The 20,554-nt window shown below is 71.9% G+C and carries 5 protein-coding genes; all 5 read right to left on the bottom strand.

The annotated features are described in order from the left end of the window. Positions 1-117 precede the first annotated feature (117 nt). The 5 genes from ACPPVT_RS12560 to ACPPVT_RS12540 are packed head-to-tail and all read right to left on the bottom strand — an operon-like array spanning position 118 to position 20,552. Entirely contained in the window at positions 118-3,834 is a 3,717-nt protein-coding gene (locus ACPPVT_RS12560) for a hypothetical protein (protein ID WP_426560709.1), read from the bottom strand. Next, entirely contained in the window at positions 3,831-7,736 is a 3,906-nt protein-coding gene (locus ACPPVT_RS12555; protein ID WP_426560707.1) for a hypothetical protein, read from the bottom strand. Before ACPPVT_RS12555 ends, ACPPVT_RS12560 begins: the two co-directional genes overlap by 4 nt. After that, positions 7,733-8,713, bottom strand: a complete 981-nt coding sequence (locus ACPPVT_RS12550; RefSeq protein ID WP_426560706.1) for a hypothetical protein — start codon at positions 8,711-8,713, stop codon at positions 7,733-7,735. Before ACPPVT_RS12550 ends, ACPPVT_RS12555 begins: the two co-directional genes overlap by 4 nt. Then, positions 8,710-10,650: a hypothetical protein gene (locus tag ACPPVT_RS12545; RefSeq protein ID WP_426560704.1), complete on the bottom strand. Its 1,941-nt coding sequence runs from the start codon at positions 10,648-10,650 to the stop codon at positions 8,710-8,712. The genes ACPPVT_RS12550 and ACPPVT_RS12545 overlap by 4 nt, the downstream gene beginning before the upstream one ends. Beyond that, entirely contained in the window at positions 10,650-20,552 is a 9,903-nt protein-coding gene (locus ACPPVT_RS12540; RefSeq protein ID WP_426560702.1) for a DUF6603 domain-containing protein, read from the bottom strand. The genes ACPPVT_RS12545 and ACPPVT_RS12540 overlap by 1 nt, the downstream gene beginning before the upstream one ends. Between the last annotated feature and the right edge of the window lie 2 nt (positions 20,553-20,554).

The raw sequence follows: 20,554 nt of genomic DNA, 5'->3' as shown, positions 1-20,554 counted from the left end.
CGTGCGGTCCTCGGTCACGTGATTGCGCCACGCTGGAAGTACCTGACACTCGACCGGGTGACTTCCGGCGTCATTGGGTCATGGTCGCCACCCGCACGATGGCTGGTCATCACAGGTTCATCGCGGTCGAACCGAGACGCTGACGACGCGCGCCGCGGCATACGGCCAGCAGGTGACCAGCTCGGTGATCGACAGGGGCATCACGGAGGCGATCGCACTCGTCGAAGGGGCCGGCACCGCGTCGTCGTCCGTCGAGCAGACGAAGGCCAGGAGGAGCACGTGCGGCCCGGCCGCGCGCAGGTCGACCGGAATGGTGGCGCCGCGGGGAAGCCTGCCGTCCACGGGGACCGGCACGGTCCAGCGTGCGTTCGCCCCGGACAATGCAACCGTCCAGCCCGCGGGCGCCGCTGCCAGCGCGCCGCTCCCGGCTACCGACGTCAGGTAGGTCAGCACTGGCAGCGCGGGCAACGCCATCAGGTCAGCCGCCGTGGCGCCCGAGCGCCAGAGCAGGGCTGCGTACGCGCCGTCCGTCGGGCGCCCGTCGCGGTGGTGGGTCAGCACGTCCACCACGGACAGCTCCTTGTAGACCTCCCAGGGCGGTCCCGGCCGCGCCGGGACGACGAGGTCGAGGAAGTCGACCTCGCTCGGTGGGGCCTTCGGCGCCCGCGGGGTCTGCCAGGGGGCGCGGTAGACGGCCAGCGGGTCGGCCGGTGCCGTCGTAACTTTGCCGTCTGCCTTGACCCGGACGCCGCCGGTGACCAGACCGCCCGCCATCGTGCCTACGACGTTGGCCCAGACGTCCGCGTCGATCTCCGCCACTGCCGTCTTGCCCATCGTGGTGCGGTGGTGCATGAGCAGGTTGTCGAACGCGTCGGACCACTGGCCGTCCGCGACGACGCTCGGGTAGAGCCAGCGGAAGGCGGTCTGGAACGTCCACACCTGGTAGGGCGTGGCCCCGCCCTTGGTGATCGCCGGGGCACCGAGGAACGCGGGCGGGAAGATCACCGGCGACTCCGGGCGGACGACGATGTCCGGGCTGGAGCTGACCAGCACGTGTGGCGGTGGCGGCGGTGGCGGTGGTGGCGTCGCCAGCGGGTCCGGGGCGGGTGCGAGCGGCAGGCGCCGGTTGTCGTGGGCGCTGGACCGGATCCACGTCGCTCGTTGTGCTTTGGCGCTGAGGTCGACCTCCCAGACGCCCCGGGACTGCAGGCCGGCGCGCAGCAGCCGTAGCGAACCTCCTGCCGGGTCCCTCCAGGTCTGCAGATCCTGGACGACGGACTGCGGCAGTCCATTGACGTAGGAATGCCACTCGTGGTCTCCCTGCGGGGTCTTGCGTTCGCCGCGCCAGACTCCGGTCGCGGTTCCGACGAACACGACCTTCGGGTCGGCGGGGTCCAGCGCGACTGCGAACGCCGGGTCTCGCGGCCCGACGACGAGAGGGGGCCCGACCTTGTCGAGCACGTGTCGCAGTTTGGTCCGTTGGAAGGTGTCGCCCGTCGGGCTGTAGAACCAGAGCGTCTCCTCGATCTTGCCGGGCTCGCCGATCGTGCTGACGTAGAAGTTGCGCACGTCGGGGATCGCGCAGATGTCCGTCGGCGTCGTGTGCCGGGAGATCGCGACGGACGCGTCGGTCAGCCGCCAGGTCTTGGTCGTCCACGTCCCGGGCGGGGCCTCGGTGTAGCGCACGATGCCCTGCTGGTAGAGAGCCAGCAGCTCGGTCGGTTTCACCCAGGACAGGGCCAACACCGCACCGATGGCGGGCGTCGGCACCCCCATCGCCCGCTGGGCCGGGGTGGGGCTTCCTGGCGGCGGACCCAGGCGGCCGTCCTTGAGTAGGACGCCAGGCGGATAGGGGAGGGTCAGCCAGGTGTTCGGAAGGGCGACGCCCAGGTCCTCACTCAGCCACACCCGGTCGGTGCCGATGGCGACCCGGCTGCGATTGGGGCCGACAACGATGGTCGCGACGCCCGAGTACGCCGCAGAGGCGCGGCTCTCGGGGTCGAGCGCAGGGACGTTCGGCGTGCCGGGCGAGCGGGATATCGGGTCGACGAAAGCCGTGCTCGACGTGCAGTACCAGCGTGCGTTGAGGTACTGCCTGATGAGAAGGTGCGGGGCGGTGGGCACGAACGCGACGCCGCCGCCATCGCTCTGGAAGCGCTCGTCCCAGACGGTGTCGCCGGTGCGGACCTGGGTGCCGTTGTCCTGGTAGCCCGCTGCGACCAGGTGCCCGGACACCGGGTGGTTGCGGATGAACACCGCCTGCAGCGAGCCCATCCCGTTGCTCATGGACGCGAACGTGTGCACCCGTCCCGCGCGGTCCGAGACGAACACGCCGCCGTCCGTGCCCACCCAGGCCTGACGTGGCGCGGGAGCCTTACCGGTCAGGCGGATCACGTGGACGTCTGCATGCACGTTGTTGCCGATCAGGCCGGGCACGTTGGCGCCGGCGCCCGCTGGTGGAGCCGCGACTCCCGATACCGTCGGCACGGCCTGCAGCGCGCCTGCGACCACCTCGTAGCAGTACAGGCTCGCGGCCCAGGCCGCCAATACCGAGACGGTGCTTCCGCCGACGTAGACCCGATCCTTCGCGGCGACGACGTCCACGGCGATCGCCTGGTCGTAGTTCTGTTGGCTTTGTCCGGCGTTCCAAAGCCCAGCCGGCAGCGAGGGCAAGTCCACCAGGAGGGCCGGTGGGATCGGAGGGTTCATCGCGTCGGGGATCACCCAGAGGGTGGGCACGCCGGCGGTCTGGCCGAGCAGGTACACCCGGTTCGTGCCGGCGACCAGGGCGAGGCTCATCCTGTCGGTGATCTGGATCGCGGGCTGCTGGGTCGCGGCGATGGGCACCACCGTCACCCCGAGGTCGTCGGTGTAGACCAGCCCCGTTCCGACCAAGGCCATCACCAGACGTCCGCCCGAGAGCCAGACGGCATCACTGACCGCGACGTTGGGGACGGTGGGCATCCTGGCCCACTCGAACCCGTCCCGCACCGGCAGCCCTCCTGACGCGGGGAGCGACTTTCGCGTGCCCAGGAACGCGCCCTGGGTCGTGCACGCGACCACCTTGTCCTGGTCGGCCCCTGATGCGCTTCCGGGTTTGCTGGCGGGGCTGCGCACCAGGCGGTAGGTGCCGAACCCCTCCAGCTCAGCGAGGCCGCTGTCCGGCTCCCACGGATCGCCGGTCATGACGTCCGCCACCGGATGTTTCAGGGTCAGGACGCCGATCCCGCCCAGCGCCCCGTATCCGGTCTCGGTCTCCAACGGCGTGGGCTCGCCGGTGCCGACCATCACCACGTCGTCCGCGGCCGTGCCCCCGAACCACACCAGCAGGCTGCCGCAGGCCCGGGCGTTCGAGCTGCCGCCGACGACCCGGGGGCGCTCCGCCCACCCGCCGAAGGGCGTCCAGATGGACCCGCCGTCCTCGGTGTACCAGACCCCGCCCATCGCGGTCGCGGCGTAGGCCCGGGTGCCGGTCTCATCGACCCAGATGTCGCGCACCCGCCCGGTGACCCGCGGGTTGTCATTGGCCTGCCCGCGACGGACGACGGACGGCCCGATCGGCACCCAGCGGCCCTCGGCGACCATCGCATCCGGAAACGCCTTGGCGGGGAGAGCCTTCGGGGCCGGCGCGGCCGCATCCTCTTCGGCCAGGACACGCGCCATCGCGTCGGCCAGCGACTGCTCCTCGATCCCACCGAGCCGGGCCGCGTTCCAGGCCGCGCGATCCCTGGCTCGGCCGCGTCCGGCCGCCTTCTGGGCGGCGCGGTCCAGCCCGTCCTGCATCTGAGCCAGGCGCGCCTTCTTGCCGAGCGCTACGCGCCGCTTGGCAGTCATGGCTGGCTCCCTTCGCCGCCCGCGGGCTGGCTCGGCGCGTCCGGGTCAGGCGGTGCGGGGGCCACCCGGATCCAGCCTTCCTGCGCCTCGTGCGCCGCCTTCGGCAAGTACGCGTTGGTGGTGGACGCCAGGATCGGGTCGTCCTTCCAGGTCAACGGGCCGGTGCGACGGGTGAACTGCTGGTTAGCGCCGAGGGACGACACGTTGGGCAGCCGGATCTCGGCGGGGTCGACGAGCACCGGACCTACGCGCATCGACGGGACCAGCTTCGTCAGCCCTGGCGTCACCCACTCGTCGGCGAGCTCCATGACCTTGCGAGGCAACACTCCTGACGTGAGGTGCAGCTTGCCCGCGGGCAGCATCAGCACTGTCAGCCGCACCGTCTGCCCGGGCCGGATGAGCAGGGTGTCCTCCAGGTCGAGGTAGGGGTGGTCGATCGGGTCCGTGGTCGGGGTCGTTCCGAGCAGGCCGAGGTGTCCGGACTGCCGGCCGCTCTCCAGGGCCGCCGACGCGACGACCTGGTCGACGACGTGGAACCGCAGGTAGTCGTCGTCGACGAAGAAGCCGAGCACGCTGTCGTCGCTGCGGCCGAGCTCGCCGAGCCGGAACGGGAACAGCTGGTCTGCCAGCGCCCCGAACGCCTCCCGTCGGGCCTGCGCGCCGCCTGGCGCCGCGGCCAGGTCGACCTCGTCGACGTCGTCCGGCGCGTCCAGCCGCACGGTCAGCCGGACCACCGCGACCGGGCGGCCGACCAGCCCGGCGATGGTCGGCGAGCCGATCGCGGTGAAGGTGTCGACCGTCCACAGCGTGGAGTCGATCGCTCGCAGCAGCGCGCTCAACGAGCTCGACGTCGGCGGCTGGTCGCCGTGCCTGCTGTTCACGTCCGCCTGGATCAACCCGACCGCCACGAGGGCGGCGTGCTGGGCGTGCGGCGCGATGTCAGCCAGCGGTCCTGCGTCCGGCGGAAGCGGCCGGGCGGGGGCCACCTCCCAGGTGACGGCGTCGGTCACCGAGTCGTGCATCACCTGGCCCAGCGGGTTGCCGTCACGGTCGAAGACCTCCAGGGCCTCGTCGATGTGGTCGGGCAGCAGGAAACCGGACACCGGAGTGACAGCCAGCGCGGCCCGCAGCTGGTCGACGTACGCCTCGGGCGCGAGCCCAGGATCGTCCGACAGGGCGTAGCCGGGATCGACCATGCGCAGCAACCAGCGAGCCTGGTTCTGGATCCGCGGGCGCAGCAGGACCGTCGACGGCTGACCGGCAACCTCCAGCGTGGTGGTCGTGCCGATGGCGCCGGTCGGCAGGTCCAGGACCCGACCGAAGGCATCGACCGCACGCAGCTTCTCGACCGTGAGGGTCCCACCGAAGAGCGGTGTCGGCAGATCGACCGCGGGCGGCTTCGCGGTGCCGTCGGCGGCCTTGGTCCGCACCACCAGGCCGTTGTAGGCGATGCCGAGCAGCTGTTCGCGGAGCCCGTCGAGGGAGGTCGAGACGAGGTCGAGCGGCCGCAGCAGGTCGGCCAGCCGGTCGAGTGCTGCCTCGTCGGGCTCGTCCAGCTGCGAGCTCGACGGGTCGGTCGTGTCGCGCTGGTTCTCCTCGACGAGCCACTGGTCGATCGCCGCCGTCAGCGTCTTGGCGATACCGGTGGTGACCGGGCTGCGGCCGGTGAGGGTGGTGTCGACGTCGCTGCCCACCGTGCCGGGCTCCAGGTCGCCGTCGGTGAGCGACCAGCCGTCCAGAAGGGCCGATCCGACCAGGCGGACCTGCCACTCGACGAACAGCGGAACCCACGGCTGCCGCCAGGTCGTCAGTGCCACCGGGCTGGGCGGCGTCCCCGCGGCGAGGGAGAAGCGTGCGAACTCGCTGGCCACCTGGCCCTGCACGATGAGCGTGTCCGAGTGGTACTGCTCCCATCCGCCGTCCTTGGCGGCGGCTCGCCGCGCGCGGGCACCCGCGACCTCGGCGACGAAGGCCGCGCCGGTGCCGTCGTAGCGGCTCTGGGTGCCGTACAGCCGGGTCATCTCGGCCACCACCCGGGTGACGGCGGCCTCCTGGTTGACGCCGGCAGACGTGCCGGCCGCGGCCAGCCAGCTCCAGGAGTAGCCGTCCAGGACGACGGCCTCGCGGACGACGCGGGTGACCTCGGGTGGGATAGCGCCGCTACCCAGGGTCGCCAGGATGGCAGCACCGTCGACGACTCCCTCGATGGTGGTGGTGACCTCGTTCGGGTAGCGGCACCGCAGTCCCTGGCTGTCGAACAGCCCGTCGCCGTGGTGGCGCAGGGACGGCTTGACCCCGCGCAGCCCGACCATCACGGCCGTCGGGCGGAACATCCGCGGCGCGGCCCGGACGACGTCGCGGCTCACCGGGGCGTCGGAGCCCGCCGGTTTGACCGGCAGATCCTGAGCGTCCTGCTCCTGGCGCATCTGCTTCTTCTGCTGCTGCGCCGACTCGTCGTCGATCGACGTCATGCCGATGACGCCGGTCTTCCACTGCGCCTTGACCTGCGGGAACCGGGCCCCCGAGTCGGCCAGCGCCGCCCGGCCCTTGCGCCCGACCTGCAAGGGCCCCCGTGCCGTGGTGTCCTCCGTGCGAAGGCGGTCCGGCTTGGCTCCGGGGATCGGCGGCCCGGGCATGGCCCAGAAGCCGTCGGAGTGCTCGCGCTCCTGCAGGTCGTCCAGCCCGTCGCTGGTGCCGATGCGGCTCAGCAGACCTCCGGTGAAGGCGGCCATCAGCTGTTCGGCTGTCTGGCGGTGCGCCGGGTCCAGGCCGAAGCCGGGCGCGGCGAAAGCCGCGGCGATGTCGTCGAGGTCCAGGCCGATGGTGGCTGCCACCGCGCTGCCGGCCGGCCGGTCGTCGGCCCCGGCGCTCGATCCGTCGATCGGTACGCCCAGCACGCTGCCATGCAGCATCGAGTAGTAGCGGGGGAGTGCCAGGCCGATGACCACCTCGCTCACTTCGTCGACGGCGATCTTCGTCTTCGGCTCGATGCCGCTGTACTGCACCGTGGACTGCGAGTACTCCGTCACGGTCGTCACCGGGGCGGTGGACGGCGGCGAGGTCAGCCCGGCGTAGGTGGCGAGCTGGCTCAGCTTCGGGTCGGCGCCCTCGTCCAGGTCGTCCCCGCCGTCACCGGTGACGTACCAGCCCAGTGCGGCCAGGCGCCGGTCGAGTCCGGTCGTCCCGGCGGTGCCGGACAGCGGGTCCTGGCTGGCGTCGGTCCACCAACCGGCGACCGTGTAGACCGCTCTGCCCCGATGGAAGCCGTGCGGGGCAAGGGGTTTCAAGCTGTCGAGATCAGTCAGTGGATCGTGCAGAGCGAACCGGTTGACCGCCCCCTGGTAGGTCGCGGTCCACAGCAGCGTCCCTCGGCTCGACCCGTCGAGCGGGCTGAGCACCGGGGCCTCGGAGGCGTCGATCAGCGCCTGGTCGATGGATCCGGAGAACGTCGCGAGCGGCACGACCACCCCGTGCACCGCGTCGATCACCCATCCGCTGGCGTACGCGGTCCGGGCCCCCTCGGGCAGCAGGGTGCGGACGACGACCCAGCGGTCCGGGAGCGGGTCCATCCGCAGGCTCTTGTTGGCCTCGTCGTGCTGGCCGCGCAGCAGCGCGTCCGGCAGTGCCCAGTGCAGGTGGACTCCTGGCGCCGGGACCTCGCCGGGGTCGAACGGCAACGGGTCGTCCATCAGGGCGCCGACCGGCACGGTCGGCTCACCGCCCTGGGAGGGGACCACGAGGGCCTGCACGTCGATCGGCACCAGGATCCGCTTGTTGCGCGGCAAGGTGTGGTCCCAGGTCTTCCAGGTGGCCAGGTCGACGTCGGCCCGGGCCAGCGCGGCGAACCTGGCCGAGAAGACGGCGGCCTGCAGCTGTTCGCTCGAGATCGTGGGGTCGCTCACGGTCCACCGCCGGTGGTGAACGTCGCCTCGACATACGTCACGTAGTTCAGCGTCGCAGTGAAGACCGACCCGATCGAGACGTCCTCCGGGTCGCCGAACACCTGGCGGTAGGGGAAGCGGATCAGCTGCAGCGCATACTCGGCGGCGTCCAGTCCGTCGCCGGCCCCGGTGTCCGGCATCGCCTTGAGCAGCCGCTCCAGAGCCTGGATGTCCACCACGCCGGTCGCCCCGGCGGTGGCCCGGAACGGCACGTCCAGCGGTGCGACGGGCAGGTCCTTGAACGTGTTCCTGTTGCGCGGCTGGAGCTGCGCGCGGCTCGTGGCGCCCGTCGCGGTCATGTCGAACCCGAACTGGACGCCCTGTCGAGGCTCCTCGACGTGCACCACCTGGGGGATGCCGTCGAACATGCAGAACAGCACGGCCGGGGCCAACCGCTCTAGCCGCAGCAGCCGCATCCGCCGCGGGTCGTCGTCCGGGTAGGACGCGTCGTCCGACTCGGCCGGGTCCACGCTGAAGGCCCGCACGTGCAGGCCCGGCCAACCCGACACCGCCTGCGAGCGCAGGATGAACCCGCTGACCGCCTCCACCTTGCCGCCGAACCGTGGTGTGCCCGGCTGGCGGCGGTAGTTGCGCTCCTCCTGGTCGAGCTCGTCCCGGATCGCCGGGTACTGCGCCGCCAGGTGCGTCCGGTCGTCGCTGTTCACCGTGCCCACGCTGAGCGCCCCCTGGACCAGCGCGTCGGTCCAGCGCCGGTCCAGGTAGAACCAGCGGATCGACTCCGGCGGCAGCAGCTCGGTGTCCGCGACCAGGTTGGCGAACGGCACCCCCTCGAGCAGCCGCAGCCGCACCAGCCACGATCGAAGCTCCTGCGGCACAGCGGAGTCCGTGTCGTCGTCGGTGACCTCGACCGCCACGCTCTGCATCTGCTCGAGGACCAGCGGCAGCTCGTTGACGAGGACCTCGGTATCGACTCTCATCGCTCGTCCTCCTGCTCCGGGCGCCGCCCGGCCAGTGCGCGGTCCAGGGCGTCCGGCTGGTCGTCGGCGAGGGCGCCGGCAACCAGCTGCGCCAGGGAGGCCTCTCGACCGTGTTCGAGCGCCCGCGCCATGGCGGCCCGACCAGCGGCCGTGCTCAGCTTGCCCGGCTTGCGCGGAACCTCGGTGACCCGGAGCTGGTCGAGCAGCTCGCCCAGCGGCACGTCCGTCCCGACGTCGATGCCGAAGCCTTTGGTGACCAGCCGGATCGGGTCGCCGTCCAACGACATCGGCGATCCGGGCGTGCAGAGCTCGCGCGGCAGGCCGACGGTCTCGGCCGGGTTGCCCGCGATGGTGCGCGCGAGTGCGCGACCGAAGTGCGTGCCCAGCAGGCGTCCGGGGGCGAGCTCCACGCCGGCGAGGTCGAGGTCCACCAGGATGGCGGTCCACAGGGTCTCGATCCGAGCGGCCTGGTAGCCCAGCTGTCGCCAGCGCAGCAGGGAGGCGACCATCGAGGGCTGGCTGAGCGCCAGCAGCCGGCCGATCTCGAACGCGGCGGCGAGCGAGATGTCCTCGCGTCCGTCCGGGATGACGGCGCGCAGCTGGTCGCCGGTGTGGGCCAGCGGCAGCCGCGGTGAGTCCAGGTCCGCCGGGTGCGGCAGTCCTGGTCCGCGGTACCACGCGCGGACGCCGTCGCCGCGGTAGGTGCGTTGGTCCAGCCCGACGTGACCGGTCTCGACGACCTCCAAGGGTGGCCGCCCGATCGGGACCTGCGGCGCCTGGCCCAGCGTGCCGAGCAGCCCGGAGTCGGCGTCGCGCATCAGCAGCTCGAACGTCCGGTCGCCGATCGTGGTGAACGTCCAGTGCAGCAGTGCGGGGAAGCGCAGCTTGGGGTCGACCAGCTTGATGTCGCCGGCGACGATGACCGTGGTCGCGTCGACCGACACCTGGTTGGCGTACTTCACGTCGCTCAGGGTCCAGGACCCCGAACCGCTGTTGGCTGAGGTGACGGCGTCCGGCGAGACCACCGCTCGGCGGGCGTTCACGTCCAGCGGCTCGGCGGGCGCTCCCCGCGCGTGCGCGGGCCGTCCGTCGTCGACGTGTGCAGGCAGCGGGTAGCGCTGCGGGTACGCCGAGTCCATGACCTGGTTGTCGTAGTCAGCAGGCGCATACACGGCGGTCTGGAGGTCGATGACGAGGTGATCGGTGTGGGTCTTCGCCGGCGGTGAGGTCGGCAGCAGGGCGCTGAACTGGCCCAGCCCCTCGAGGCTGACCAGGACCGCGTGGTACTTGACCGGGGTCTCCGTGCCGTCCGGGTTGCGTGCGGCCAGCGGCAGCCGGTTGGAGACGACCACCGCCAGGAAGCCGTCGTCGTCCCCGAGCATCAGCTCGGTGTCGTCGATGTTGACCTCGCGCGCGTGGGCCAGCAACGGAACGTCCTTGCGGGTCGGCATGATCCTCTCGACCATCGAGGTCCGGATCTCCAGGCACGAACCCTTCGCCACCTCCGGGACGCCGTCGAGCTTCACCCCGGGTGAGACGCACTGCGCCACGGGGACGTTCTTCAGCACCTCGGCCTCGCCCTCGGCGTACACCACCAGCGCGAGCCAGGGCGTGCCGGCCGTACCAGCGTCCACCGCGCGCTCCCACGGAAGGGTGCGTCGCTTGATCACGACCTGGGGCAGCCGCGAGCCGTAGGCGCCTTCGGTGCCCGCCGGCGGATACGTGGACAGCACCTGGTCCGGCGGCAGCAGGTAGCGCGGTGACGTGACCCGAACATGCGTCGCCAGGTCCTGCACCGGCAGTTGGTCCGCCGGGACCGTAGCGTTGTGGGCGTCCTTCGCGCGCAGGCCCTGGCTGCTGGCGAACCGGTAGTCGCCGGCCTTCAACGCCGGCACCACGTGGGTGTACAGCCGGAAGTGGCCCTCTTCGATCGCCATCACGACCTCCTCTTCGCACGTCGCGAGGACGCCGCCCGCCAGGTGAGCCGGCACCCGGGCCCGGCCAGCGCGAGCACCTTCGAGGTGACCCCAGACAGTCGCGAGCGGGCGATGCGGCGCGCCACCTCCGCCGCGGGCTGGTCAGTGCCGACCACCCCGGAGACCACCCAGTCCGCCCCACCGGCCACGGTCACCGCGACTCCGGTGGCGTTGACGTCGGGTACCAGGCTGTAGACCAGCACACTCGTGTCCCCGAGGGAGACGGCGACCGGTCTCAGTTCCCTGCCCGCGCGGTCGGTGGCCACGCGGGCGCCGACCAGGTGCAGCAGTGTCGGGGTCAGGCTCGAGGCCGTGGCCCCGGACAACGCGACCGCGACCGTGCTGACCGGCCGGCTGAACCTGGTGGTGACCTCGCGGGCCCCGGCCACCATGGCCCCTGCGGTGTCCCAGCGCATGATCCGGCTGCCGACGGCATCGGCGGACAGGACGCATCCCGCGGCCAGCGCGGACTGCGCACCGATCCGGGCGACCCTGGTGCGGTCGTGCCAACCCGCCCACCCGTCCCTGGCATCGGCGTCGCCGTCCGCCTGGACGGCGACGTGGGTGGCGCCGTGCGGGATGGGCACTGCGGCGTCGAGGACGTCGTCGTCGTGCAGCACGGTGCGCCCGAGGATGACGGTGACACGTGCCTTTCCACTGACTGCGACGCTGGGCCGGCGGTCCGGGTCCACGTCCAGCGCCGCGTCGGGCAGCTGCAGCACCAGCACGTCGCCGGAGCGCACCGTCGAGGTGTCGGTGCCCGGGGCGGCGGCGATTGCCCTGCGGCGTCGGCCTTTCGAGGTGGGTGTGCCGAGCCCGGCGACCAGGGTCTGCAGGGACGACGTCCCGACCGGGCCGGCCTCGTGCGAGCGCATCGAACCGGGTGCCTCGGTCCGCGGCGGCGTGACGCCGGCGACCAGCGTGCCTGCGGTGGCGGCTCCCGGAGCCGGGGTGCGCAGCAGCATCGCAGGGACGTGCAGGGCCAGCCGGCCGTGCACCGACTCCACCGTCGGCGCCGGTCGCCGCTTGAGCCGACCGTCTCGCACCGTGGTCGCCGCAGGCCGTAGCGCGGCACCCACCCCGGAGGTGAGGAAGCCGGTGACGAAAGGCGTCCGCAGCGCGCGGGGCTGGAACGGGTCGGCCCCGGGTAGCTCCTTGCGGGTACCGCTCTGGCCGTTCGCCTTCGCCAACCCGTCGGTCAGCGTTCCGAAGATCGGCGGAGCGCTGCGATCCTGCAGGAACGCCGCCTTCGCGAGTGCGCTATGCCCGCCGCGCGCCGTCGGCGGCCCGGCGACGGCCGAGCGGTCCGCGAACAGCTGGTCCGCGGCGAAGGTCAGCGCCTCGGCCGCCGTGGCGGCGTCGACGCTCGGCAGCGAGCCCGCGGTGTTCAGGAACACCTCGCGCTCGTCACCGGTGGCCAGCAACGGCAGCGGTCGCCGCGCCGCCCGGACCTGGTGGTAGTCGATGTCTGGGCCGACCCCGGGCATGTCCACGCCGGCCACCAGGCGCACCTGCTTGGCCGCCGAGATGACGTCGCCCGACGGCAGCGGCTTGACCGGGACGCTGGGGTCCTTCGGCGATCCCCAGACGCCGATCGGGTAGGCGTCGCGCGAGTACCCAGGCCGGTCGCCGCCTGAACCGAACCCTTCGACGAGGCGGGCAAGCCCGCTGTCCATTGGCTGATAGGCCTTCGTGGCGGGGTTGTACCAGTCCAGGCGGATGGACAGGGTCGAGTCCAGATGGCTGCTGCCCATCGGGCTGAGCCCCAGCAGCGCCGGCTGACCGGCGATGGTCGTGGGCACGTCGACCGTGGCCCCGGGGCCGACGTCCACCGTGGACGTCGGGACCGTCGTGGTGAACGTGATCTCGAACTCGGCGAACACCCGGAAGGGCAGCTGCTCGCTGCCGTCGGAGGAGGGGGCACCGTTCTGACCGCCGGTCGACGTCGGCAGGGAGCCACGTCCGGTGATCGCGGACAACGCCCGGGCCGCGTCACCGCCATCCTCCAGGTACTTGCCCACGAACTCGTTCCAGAGCAGCAGCACACCAGCCACCAGACGCTCGCTGCCGAAGTCGAACGGCACGGTGGATGGCCCGATCTCGAGCTCGGCATGACCGGCGAAGTCGGGGCCCCACGCCTTGATGGTCGCGCCGAGCGTCAGGCTCATGCTGATCGAGAACAGGCCGAGGTCGAGGTGGATGCCGGCCGAGATCCTGGCGAAGGCCGAGACCTCGTACCAGAACGGGTCGAAGTAGACGATGCCGTCCGCGCCGAACGCGATCTTCGCCCAGACCCAGCCGAGGTCGAGGCTCGCCTCCACGCCCAGACCCGCCATCACGGCCTCGGAGGTCAGCGCGAAGTACGTCCCGCCCTTGATGACCAGGTAGTCACCGATCCGCCACATGATTCCCAGACGCGGTACGTCCGGGTACCCCTCGCGGTGGAAGCTCGGGTGGTAGCCGCCCATCGACACGACGAACTGCCCGGCGAGCGGCCCCTTCCACCAGAAGCAGAACACGAAGCCGCCGGTCAGTCGGACCTCCTGGTAGAGCAGCCAGGAGTTGTCGGTCAGCTGGGCCTTGATCATGAACAGGCCCTCGGACGTCGAGAAGTGGGCCAGCAGGCCCAGCTCGATCGACACGATGGCCACGCCCGGTCGCGGCAGCGCAAGCCGCGCCAGCCCGAGCAGGTTGATGTCCAGGCCCTTGCCGAACGAGACGGCGATGACCGCCACGCCGTCCACCAGGGAGAAGCAGGTGAACGAGATGCCGGCGGCGAACCAGAAGTTGCCCATCTGGTGCGGGAAGTAGGTGCTCAGCTTGTGCAGCTCGTCCATCGGGTTGGCCGGCGCCTTCGCACCTGGGTCCAGCGCCTGGATGAACGGGTAGTTGCCGAACTTGCTCAGGTCGGTCGGGATGACCAGGCCGCGGTTGATGCCCAGCCCGCCGCCGACGCCGGTGAGGAAGAAGCACGGCGGGCCGCCGATCGGGCCGTTGATGCCACCGAACAGGAAGAAGCTCGCGTGCCCGTGGTTGTCGCTGCTGTAGCCCCCGAACACCGACAGGCCGTACGTGCCGAACTTGCCGATCAGCATGCCGACGTAGGAGTTGACACCGTCCTCCACGGTCTTGAGCAGACCGCCGGCCAGGCTGGCACCGGCCAGGTTGGCCGAGATGGCCAGGCCCATCAGGTCCACGGACCAGCTGGAGATCGACAGGACGTCTCCGCCGTTCCAGGTGATCCCGAGCTCGTCCACCGCCGCGCTGAGCCCGAACATCGACAGCTGACCGCTGAACAGCAGCGAGATCTGGGTGACCCGACCGCCGCTCTCGACGCTGTTGAAACCGATCCGGTCGACGTACAGCGGCCCGAGCTGACGCTGGATCACGATCCACCACGGGCCCGGCGGGTCGCCTGCACGCAGCGTGAGGCCGAGCTGCTGTCCCGGCCCGGGATGCTTCTGGACGGCGACCGAGGGGCTGAACGCCGGGCGGTTGTTGGCGCTCGCCGAGCCGACGTCCTTCATGATGTTGCTCGCCATGGGGTTGCTGCCGGCGCCTCCGGGAGCCAGCGCGAAGCCGTCCAGCTGGATCTTGGCGCCCCCGCCGACGCCGAGTGCGTCGCACTCCGCGTAGACGCTGAACCGGATGCCGTCCACCGCGATGGACCCGAGCTGCAGCAGCGGCCCGCTTGGCTTGCGGAACCGCATGCCGATCCCACCCACGACGAACCCCGGTACGAGCTCGAGGTGGGCTGGGTCCGGACCCTTGAGCAGCAGGATGGACAGGCCGGGGTTGACGTGCGGGACCACCCAGGACGCGTCCACCTCCATCGCGACCTGCACGTCGGACGTCGGGAAGTCGAACATCGTGCCCGGGGGGAGCGAGACGTTCAGCCCGACGTGCTGCTCGCCGCCCCCGACGTCCACCGCGCTGAGCCCGATGACGACCTTGCCTGCGATGGTGACGCTGACCGGCCGGGCCGGGGCCGCACCGTGGTTCGGGTCGGTGGCGCAGTTCCAGGCCAGGGTCTGCAGTCGGACCAGCAGCGCCTCCGGTCTGACCAGGTCGGTGAGGAACGTCGGGTCGAGGGTCTGGTCACCACCGATGAAGACCACGTCCTGGAGCATGTTCGTCGCTCGGCTGGTGATCACCGAGCCCAGCTGGGCGGTGAGCACGCTGGAGGCCAGCGAGACCGCGACACCAAGGATCTTCAGAGCGACGGCGTCGACCTCGGTGTGTACGGCGGTCTCGGCGCCGAGCACGTCGCGCGACACGGAGGCGACGTACGGCGGCAGCGCGTCCAGCCCCCACCGGAACTCCAACGACTCACGACCTGCGGGGTCCAGGCCCACGCCGAGCCCGATCAGCCGGCTGAAACCGGTCGAGGTGACTCCGGCTCGGGCCACGACCAGCGGGAACAGCTTCATCGAACCCAGGTCGACGACGAACGGACCGCCCCGCAGGTCCACCTGCAGGCCAGTGGGCGTCAGCCGCAGCCGCTCCACGACCAGGTGGCCCATCGAGACGTGCCCCGCCGCGAAGAGCTCGATGTCGCAGCCGAACTCGACCGCAGGTCCTGCACCGTCCAGGTCGATGTGCAGGTGCGGGACTGCGCCGAACGTGATGCGCCGCCGACCCGCGCTGGCTGGCATGACCCGAACCTTGGTCTGGGAGGGGTCGAGCGCCTGGGCCAGCGCGGTCACCCCGCTGGTCACGATCTGGGGCATCCGGTCCAGCAGCGCGGACGCCGGGTTCTCGGCGAAGCCGGCGATCCTGGCGTCGGTGAAGTGATCCGTCTCGAGCAGGCCGAGCCCGTCGCCCAGCTCGTGGATCGCTGCCCCCACCGACTTCACCAGGGAGGTCCCGCCGTCGGTGCGGTGGTCGACCAGAGCGTTCAGGACGACGCGGACGGCGGACTCGGCCGCGGCGCCGATGGCCGCACCGAGGCCGGCGCCGGCCGGGAAGATCCGGATCGGTGTCGCGGGAACGGCGCGGACCAGGTCGAAGGTCACCGCGGGGGCGACCCCGAGCCGCAGGCCGGTCTGGTCGACCGTGACGCTCGCGTCGACCAGCGGCCGGACCACCACGTCGACGGACACCGACAGCCCCGCCGTCACCGACGTCGCGATCGCCCGCCCGTCGATGGTGGTGCTGAGTGCGAGGGAGGCGGCCAGGTCGAGGCGGCCCGCCACGACGGCGTAGGTGATGGTCAGCTCGTCGCTGAGCGGCCAGCCCTGGACACCGGTCGGGCGGTCCGGGACGACGACGGGCGTCAAGGCCTCGAGCAGTGCGACCACCGCTCCGAAGGGGTCGGCCCGCAACCGCAGCCACTGCCCGGGATCCTGGATCAGGCCGTACGGGAGGACGACCGCGCGGCTGCCGTTCGCGCGGGGCGCGCCGAGCAGTCCGATCGCGTCCAGGGCGGCGTCGAGGAGGGCCAGGCCGGTCTCGGACGCCTCTTGTCGGCACCAGCCTGCGACGGCCTGCAGGACGATGGCGGGCAGACCCGACTGGGCGAGCGTGGCGAGGCCGGACGGATCGACCGCGGGGTATAGCCCCACGCTCTCGGTGGTGGACCCGCCGGGCGGCCGATGCTGGATGGCCAGGCTCGCTCCGGCTCGGCTCGCCAGCCCGACGAGGCTGAGCCCGCCGGCGTCGGGATCGATGGTGCCGAAGGCGCACGACGCGGACACGTCCGCGGCTGTCACCGTGAGTGCCACGGTGACCGGTGGCAGACCTACCATGGTCAGGGTTGCGGCACCGGCGATGGAGCCGGTGGCTAGGTCGATGTCCACGTGCACGTCAGAGGTGCCGGCTCGGAAGGCGGTCGGAGCAAGCCCGGTCGTAGGCAGGCCGATCAGCGTGCGCAGCGCGCCGGCGAGCTCCACCGCACGGGCCGCGACCAGCGGGCGGAGCGTGGCCACGGGGTCGAACAGCAGCTGGTCCAGTACGCCGCCGTCCAGGCCGGACGAACGCAGGATTCCCAGCAGGGACAACAGGTGTGCCACGTCTGGGGCGTCCGCCAGCAACCTGGTGGTCAGCTCGCTGAGCAGGATCTTGATCTCCGGCAGGGCGGTGACCTCGTCCCCGACCGGCGCCGCGGTGACCACCCAGCGCTCGCGGTAGGCCGAGTACGCGCGAGCCTCGTGCAGGATGAGCTGGCTGGACCCGGCACGTCCGTCCAACGGCAGGTGGATCCGCGCTTCCAGCCAGCGCAGCTCCAGGTCGCTCTGGCTCGCGCCGGGACCGCCGACCAGCCAGCCGTCGCTGACCCCGAACCTGAGGGTGGCCACCACCTCTCGCAGGGGGCGCACGTGCGGGTTGGTGGCATTCACCGAGACGAGGTCCACGGCTGCGCCCATCCCCACGAACAGCCCACCGATGTCGAGCTCCAGCATCGGGACGTCCACGGCGACGTGCAGCTCCTGCGGTGGCCCGGAGCTCGTGCTCGCCGCCAGGTGCGCGGCCGCCTGCCGCGCGTCGACTCCCGCCACGACGAGCGCGGCGACTGCCCGAGCGGCGTCAGAGTCAGACAGGGCACCAAAGACGGCGTACACCGCCAGCCCCGGCCTACGCGGTTCGCCGGCGGCCGACGGCAGGTCGGCAGGCACCGCCGTCTCCAGTGAGTGGCGTACCAGGGACCAGCCACGCATCAGTGCGGAGGCGCCGTAGGCCGTGAGCGCCTCGTTGATCTGTGGCAGCGGGTCGGGGACGAGACGGTCCAGCAGGCGCAGCGCATCGCCGCCGAGCCCGCCGGTCAGCGCCAGCAGGGAGACCGTCGACCAGGGGACCGCGACGGTGACCACCGCGCTCACCTGCGGCTGGGTTGCTGCCGCCCGGATCGCCGCCGCCCCGGTGGCGCCGTAGGCCACGACGACGATCGGTGCGGTGCGTGCAGCCAGGACGGCGGCCAGGCGCGCGGCCTGCGCAGCGACGGCGTCGTGGTCGCTGCGGGACGCCGCCGCGGCCGCCGGCGTGGGTAGCCGGACGTACCACGTGCCGTCGGCGGTTGTCGGAACCGTCGCGGGGGTGCTGATCGTGGCGTCGATGCACTGTCCCGCAGGCTGGCCGGTCAGCCAGTCGGTAGCGGACCCGACGTGCACCACGGCGTCCAGCGGTTGCGTTACCGAGTCCAGGACGTGCGAGTGCAGCCGGCCGGAAGCGACCAGTTCCGCGTAGGAGTAGCCCTGCAGCACAAGCGAGGTGACGTCGGGCGGCAGGATGCTCGGGGCGGCGACGACGCCGTCGGTGCCGGTCCACCGGTTGAGCAGTGAGCCGATCCCGCCGTCCAGTCGGTCCCGGCCGACGAACAGGTCGGCGAGGTCCGGCAACGACCTGGCCGCGCCGGACAGACTGGTCGCGATGCCGGCTGCATCCGGGGTCAGCCCGCCGTCACGAAGGTCCGACAGGTCGGGCCCGGCGCTGGCGAGGCTGCGCGCGGGAGGGCATCCCGGCACGGTCCAGGCGGTGAGCCCGGGAGCGTTCGGGGCACTGGCGACCGGGCACCGGTACGGGCGCTCGGGACGCCCGTCGCCGATCGGACCGGTGCGGGAGCCACCGCTGAGCAGCCAGGCCACCGGACCGAGGGCGGTCTGCAGGTTCGCGCAGTCCAAGGCCACCTCCGTGGCCCAGGCGGCGACGGCGTCGCCGGGATCAGTGACCAGTGCGCTCAGCCGCAGGTGCGCGCCCTGTCCGGTCCAGCCGAGCAGGTCGAGGAGGGTCTGCACGAACGGCGATCCGATGCCGCGCAGCAAGGCGGTGACGATCCCCTCCAGGGCATCCCAGTCCGGCGCGAACGTGACCGATCCGTCGGCTGCGAAGGTCGGCAGGGGGATCGGATGCAACGCCGGCGCCTGAGATCGCGGATCCATATAGGAGACGGTGAGCCCGTCGCCGAGCACGACCGCCTGCAGGCCGACGGAGGGGGACCAGTGGGCGCGAACCCCGACGCCGCTGAAGTGGATGGTGGCCACGGCCAGGTCGAGGTCCATCGGCGTGTCAGCCGCGGGCTGAAGGACGACCTGCGCGCTCGCGCCGCACGCGAACGAGAGGTGCCCGGCGCCGAGGTCGGCCCGCAGCAGCACGACATCGGCCCGGGTCGCGACGGCGAGGTCGCCGGGCAACGGGGTGAGCACGTCGGCGCCGAGGGCGGCAACCAGCACCTGGTCCTCACGCCAGAAGCGCAGCCCGACCCCAGCGACGATGTCGATCACCCAGGGGTGCTCCGGCGTGCCCTGGTTGCCGGCCGAGCCGGCGGTGCCCGTGAGCAGATGGCCCAGGGTTCCCAACACCGTTCCCATGGCGTCCGCGTCGTTGAGCAAACCCAGCCAGTACTGCTGCAGGGCCGCCAGGGGGTCGGCGATGAGGGCCGAGGCCTGCAGCGCGGCGACGCCCGCGGGAGGGTCGATGCCGAACAGCTGCTCGAGCAGGATGCCGACATCCCCGAAGCCGTCGAGGGCGGCGGCGAGAGCGTCGTCGATGATCGAGGTGGCGGCGTCCAGCGCGGCGTCCGGACTGGACAGGTCGAGCAGCTCGTGGTGTCGCCCGCCTGGCAGGTCGACGTCATGCAACGTCAAGGCGAAAGCCGGACGCTGGTGCTCATCCAGTCTCAGCCCGATCCGCGCCGACCCGACTCCCGGAGCACCGCCGAGCAGGGCCGACCCGCCGGTGGCCTGCGCGCCGAAGACGGCTCCCGCCGTCAGGGCCGGGACGGCGGTGACGTGACCGGTCGCCGTGTCCGCCCGCAGCAGGTCGACCGAGGCCACCAGGTCGGCGCCGGTGCTCGGCGACCAGGTCAGCTCGACCCACGGCACGAGGACCGGATGGCCACCGGCGCCCGGGCTCACCCGTAGGCCGAGCAGCAGGTGCGAGGGCCCGATGCGGAACTCCACCGCGTTGCGGTCGGGCACCGGGGCTCCGCCCACGAGCACGGCCAGCTCGCCCAGCCAGGCGTCCAGCGCGCCCCCGTCCTCGTCGTCCGCCAGCACCGACTCGATCCAGGACACGATCGCGCGCAGCCCCTCGGTGGGCAGGTCCCCGATCGGCAGCGGCGGCAGGTTCGGGACGTCGTGCAGCCCGAGGATCCCGGCGAGCCCGCGGATGTGCCGGTAGACCGGGTCGGTCAGGTCGAGCGAGTCGATCTGCTGGCGCACGATGCCGACCACGAACTCGAGGACGTCGGGTCCGATCTCGTCCAGGGACGTGATGTCCAGCGTCCGCGTCGTCGGGGCCGTGGCACCCGGCAGCTGCAGGTCGCGCAGGGTCAGCGAGAACTCGGCGTCGTCGTTGGCCGTCGTCGGGATGGCCAGGCTCACGGAGGCTCCGCCGAGGAATGCGTCGCCGGGGGTCGGCGGGCCGGCGTCGAACTGCGCGTCGACCTCGACGCCGATCCGTCCCCCGGGACGCCCGATCAGCAGCCACTGCGGCAGGTCGGAGTCCGTGGGGCGCGAGTCAGTGCCCTCGCGTGGGACATGGAAGATGGGCACGTGCAGCCTCGTGGTGACCTGCGGTGCGCCGCTGCCGGCTACGTGCTCCACGCCGACGCCGACCCGCACCGCGCCGGCCACCGGCTGCAGGACGACGCTGACGATGATGTGCGGGTTCGTCTCCGCGAACAGCGGGATCCAGCGCACGTCATCCTCGGCGTGCTGGTCCGGTGGCCCGAGGACGTCGTCGACGAAGCTCACCAGGGCGTCGCGCTGGGCGTCGCTGCTCAGCACCGTCTTCAGGCCGTTGGGGTTGCTGCTGCTGCCACCGACGGGGTCGTTGAACCAGCTGCTGTTCGGGCCGCTGTCCGTAACCAGCCCGATCCCGCGCGCCAGCGCGCCGAACGAGCCCAGGCTGTCCTCGGTCAGGGTCATCG

Source organism: Angustibacter sp. McL0619 (genome assembly GCF_049994355.1).
Classification (GTDB): domain Bacteria; phylum Actinomycetota; class Actinomycetes; order Actinomycetales; family Angustibacteraceae; genus Angustibacter.
This window is presented reverse-complemented; position numbering and strand designations above follow the sequence as displayed.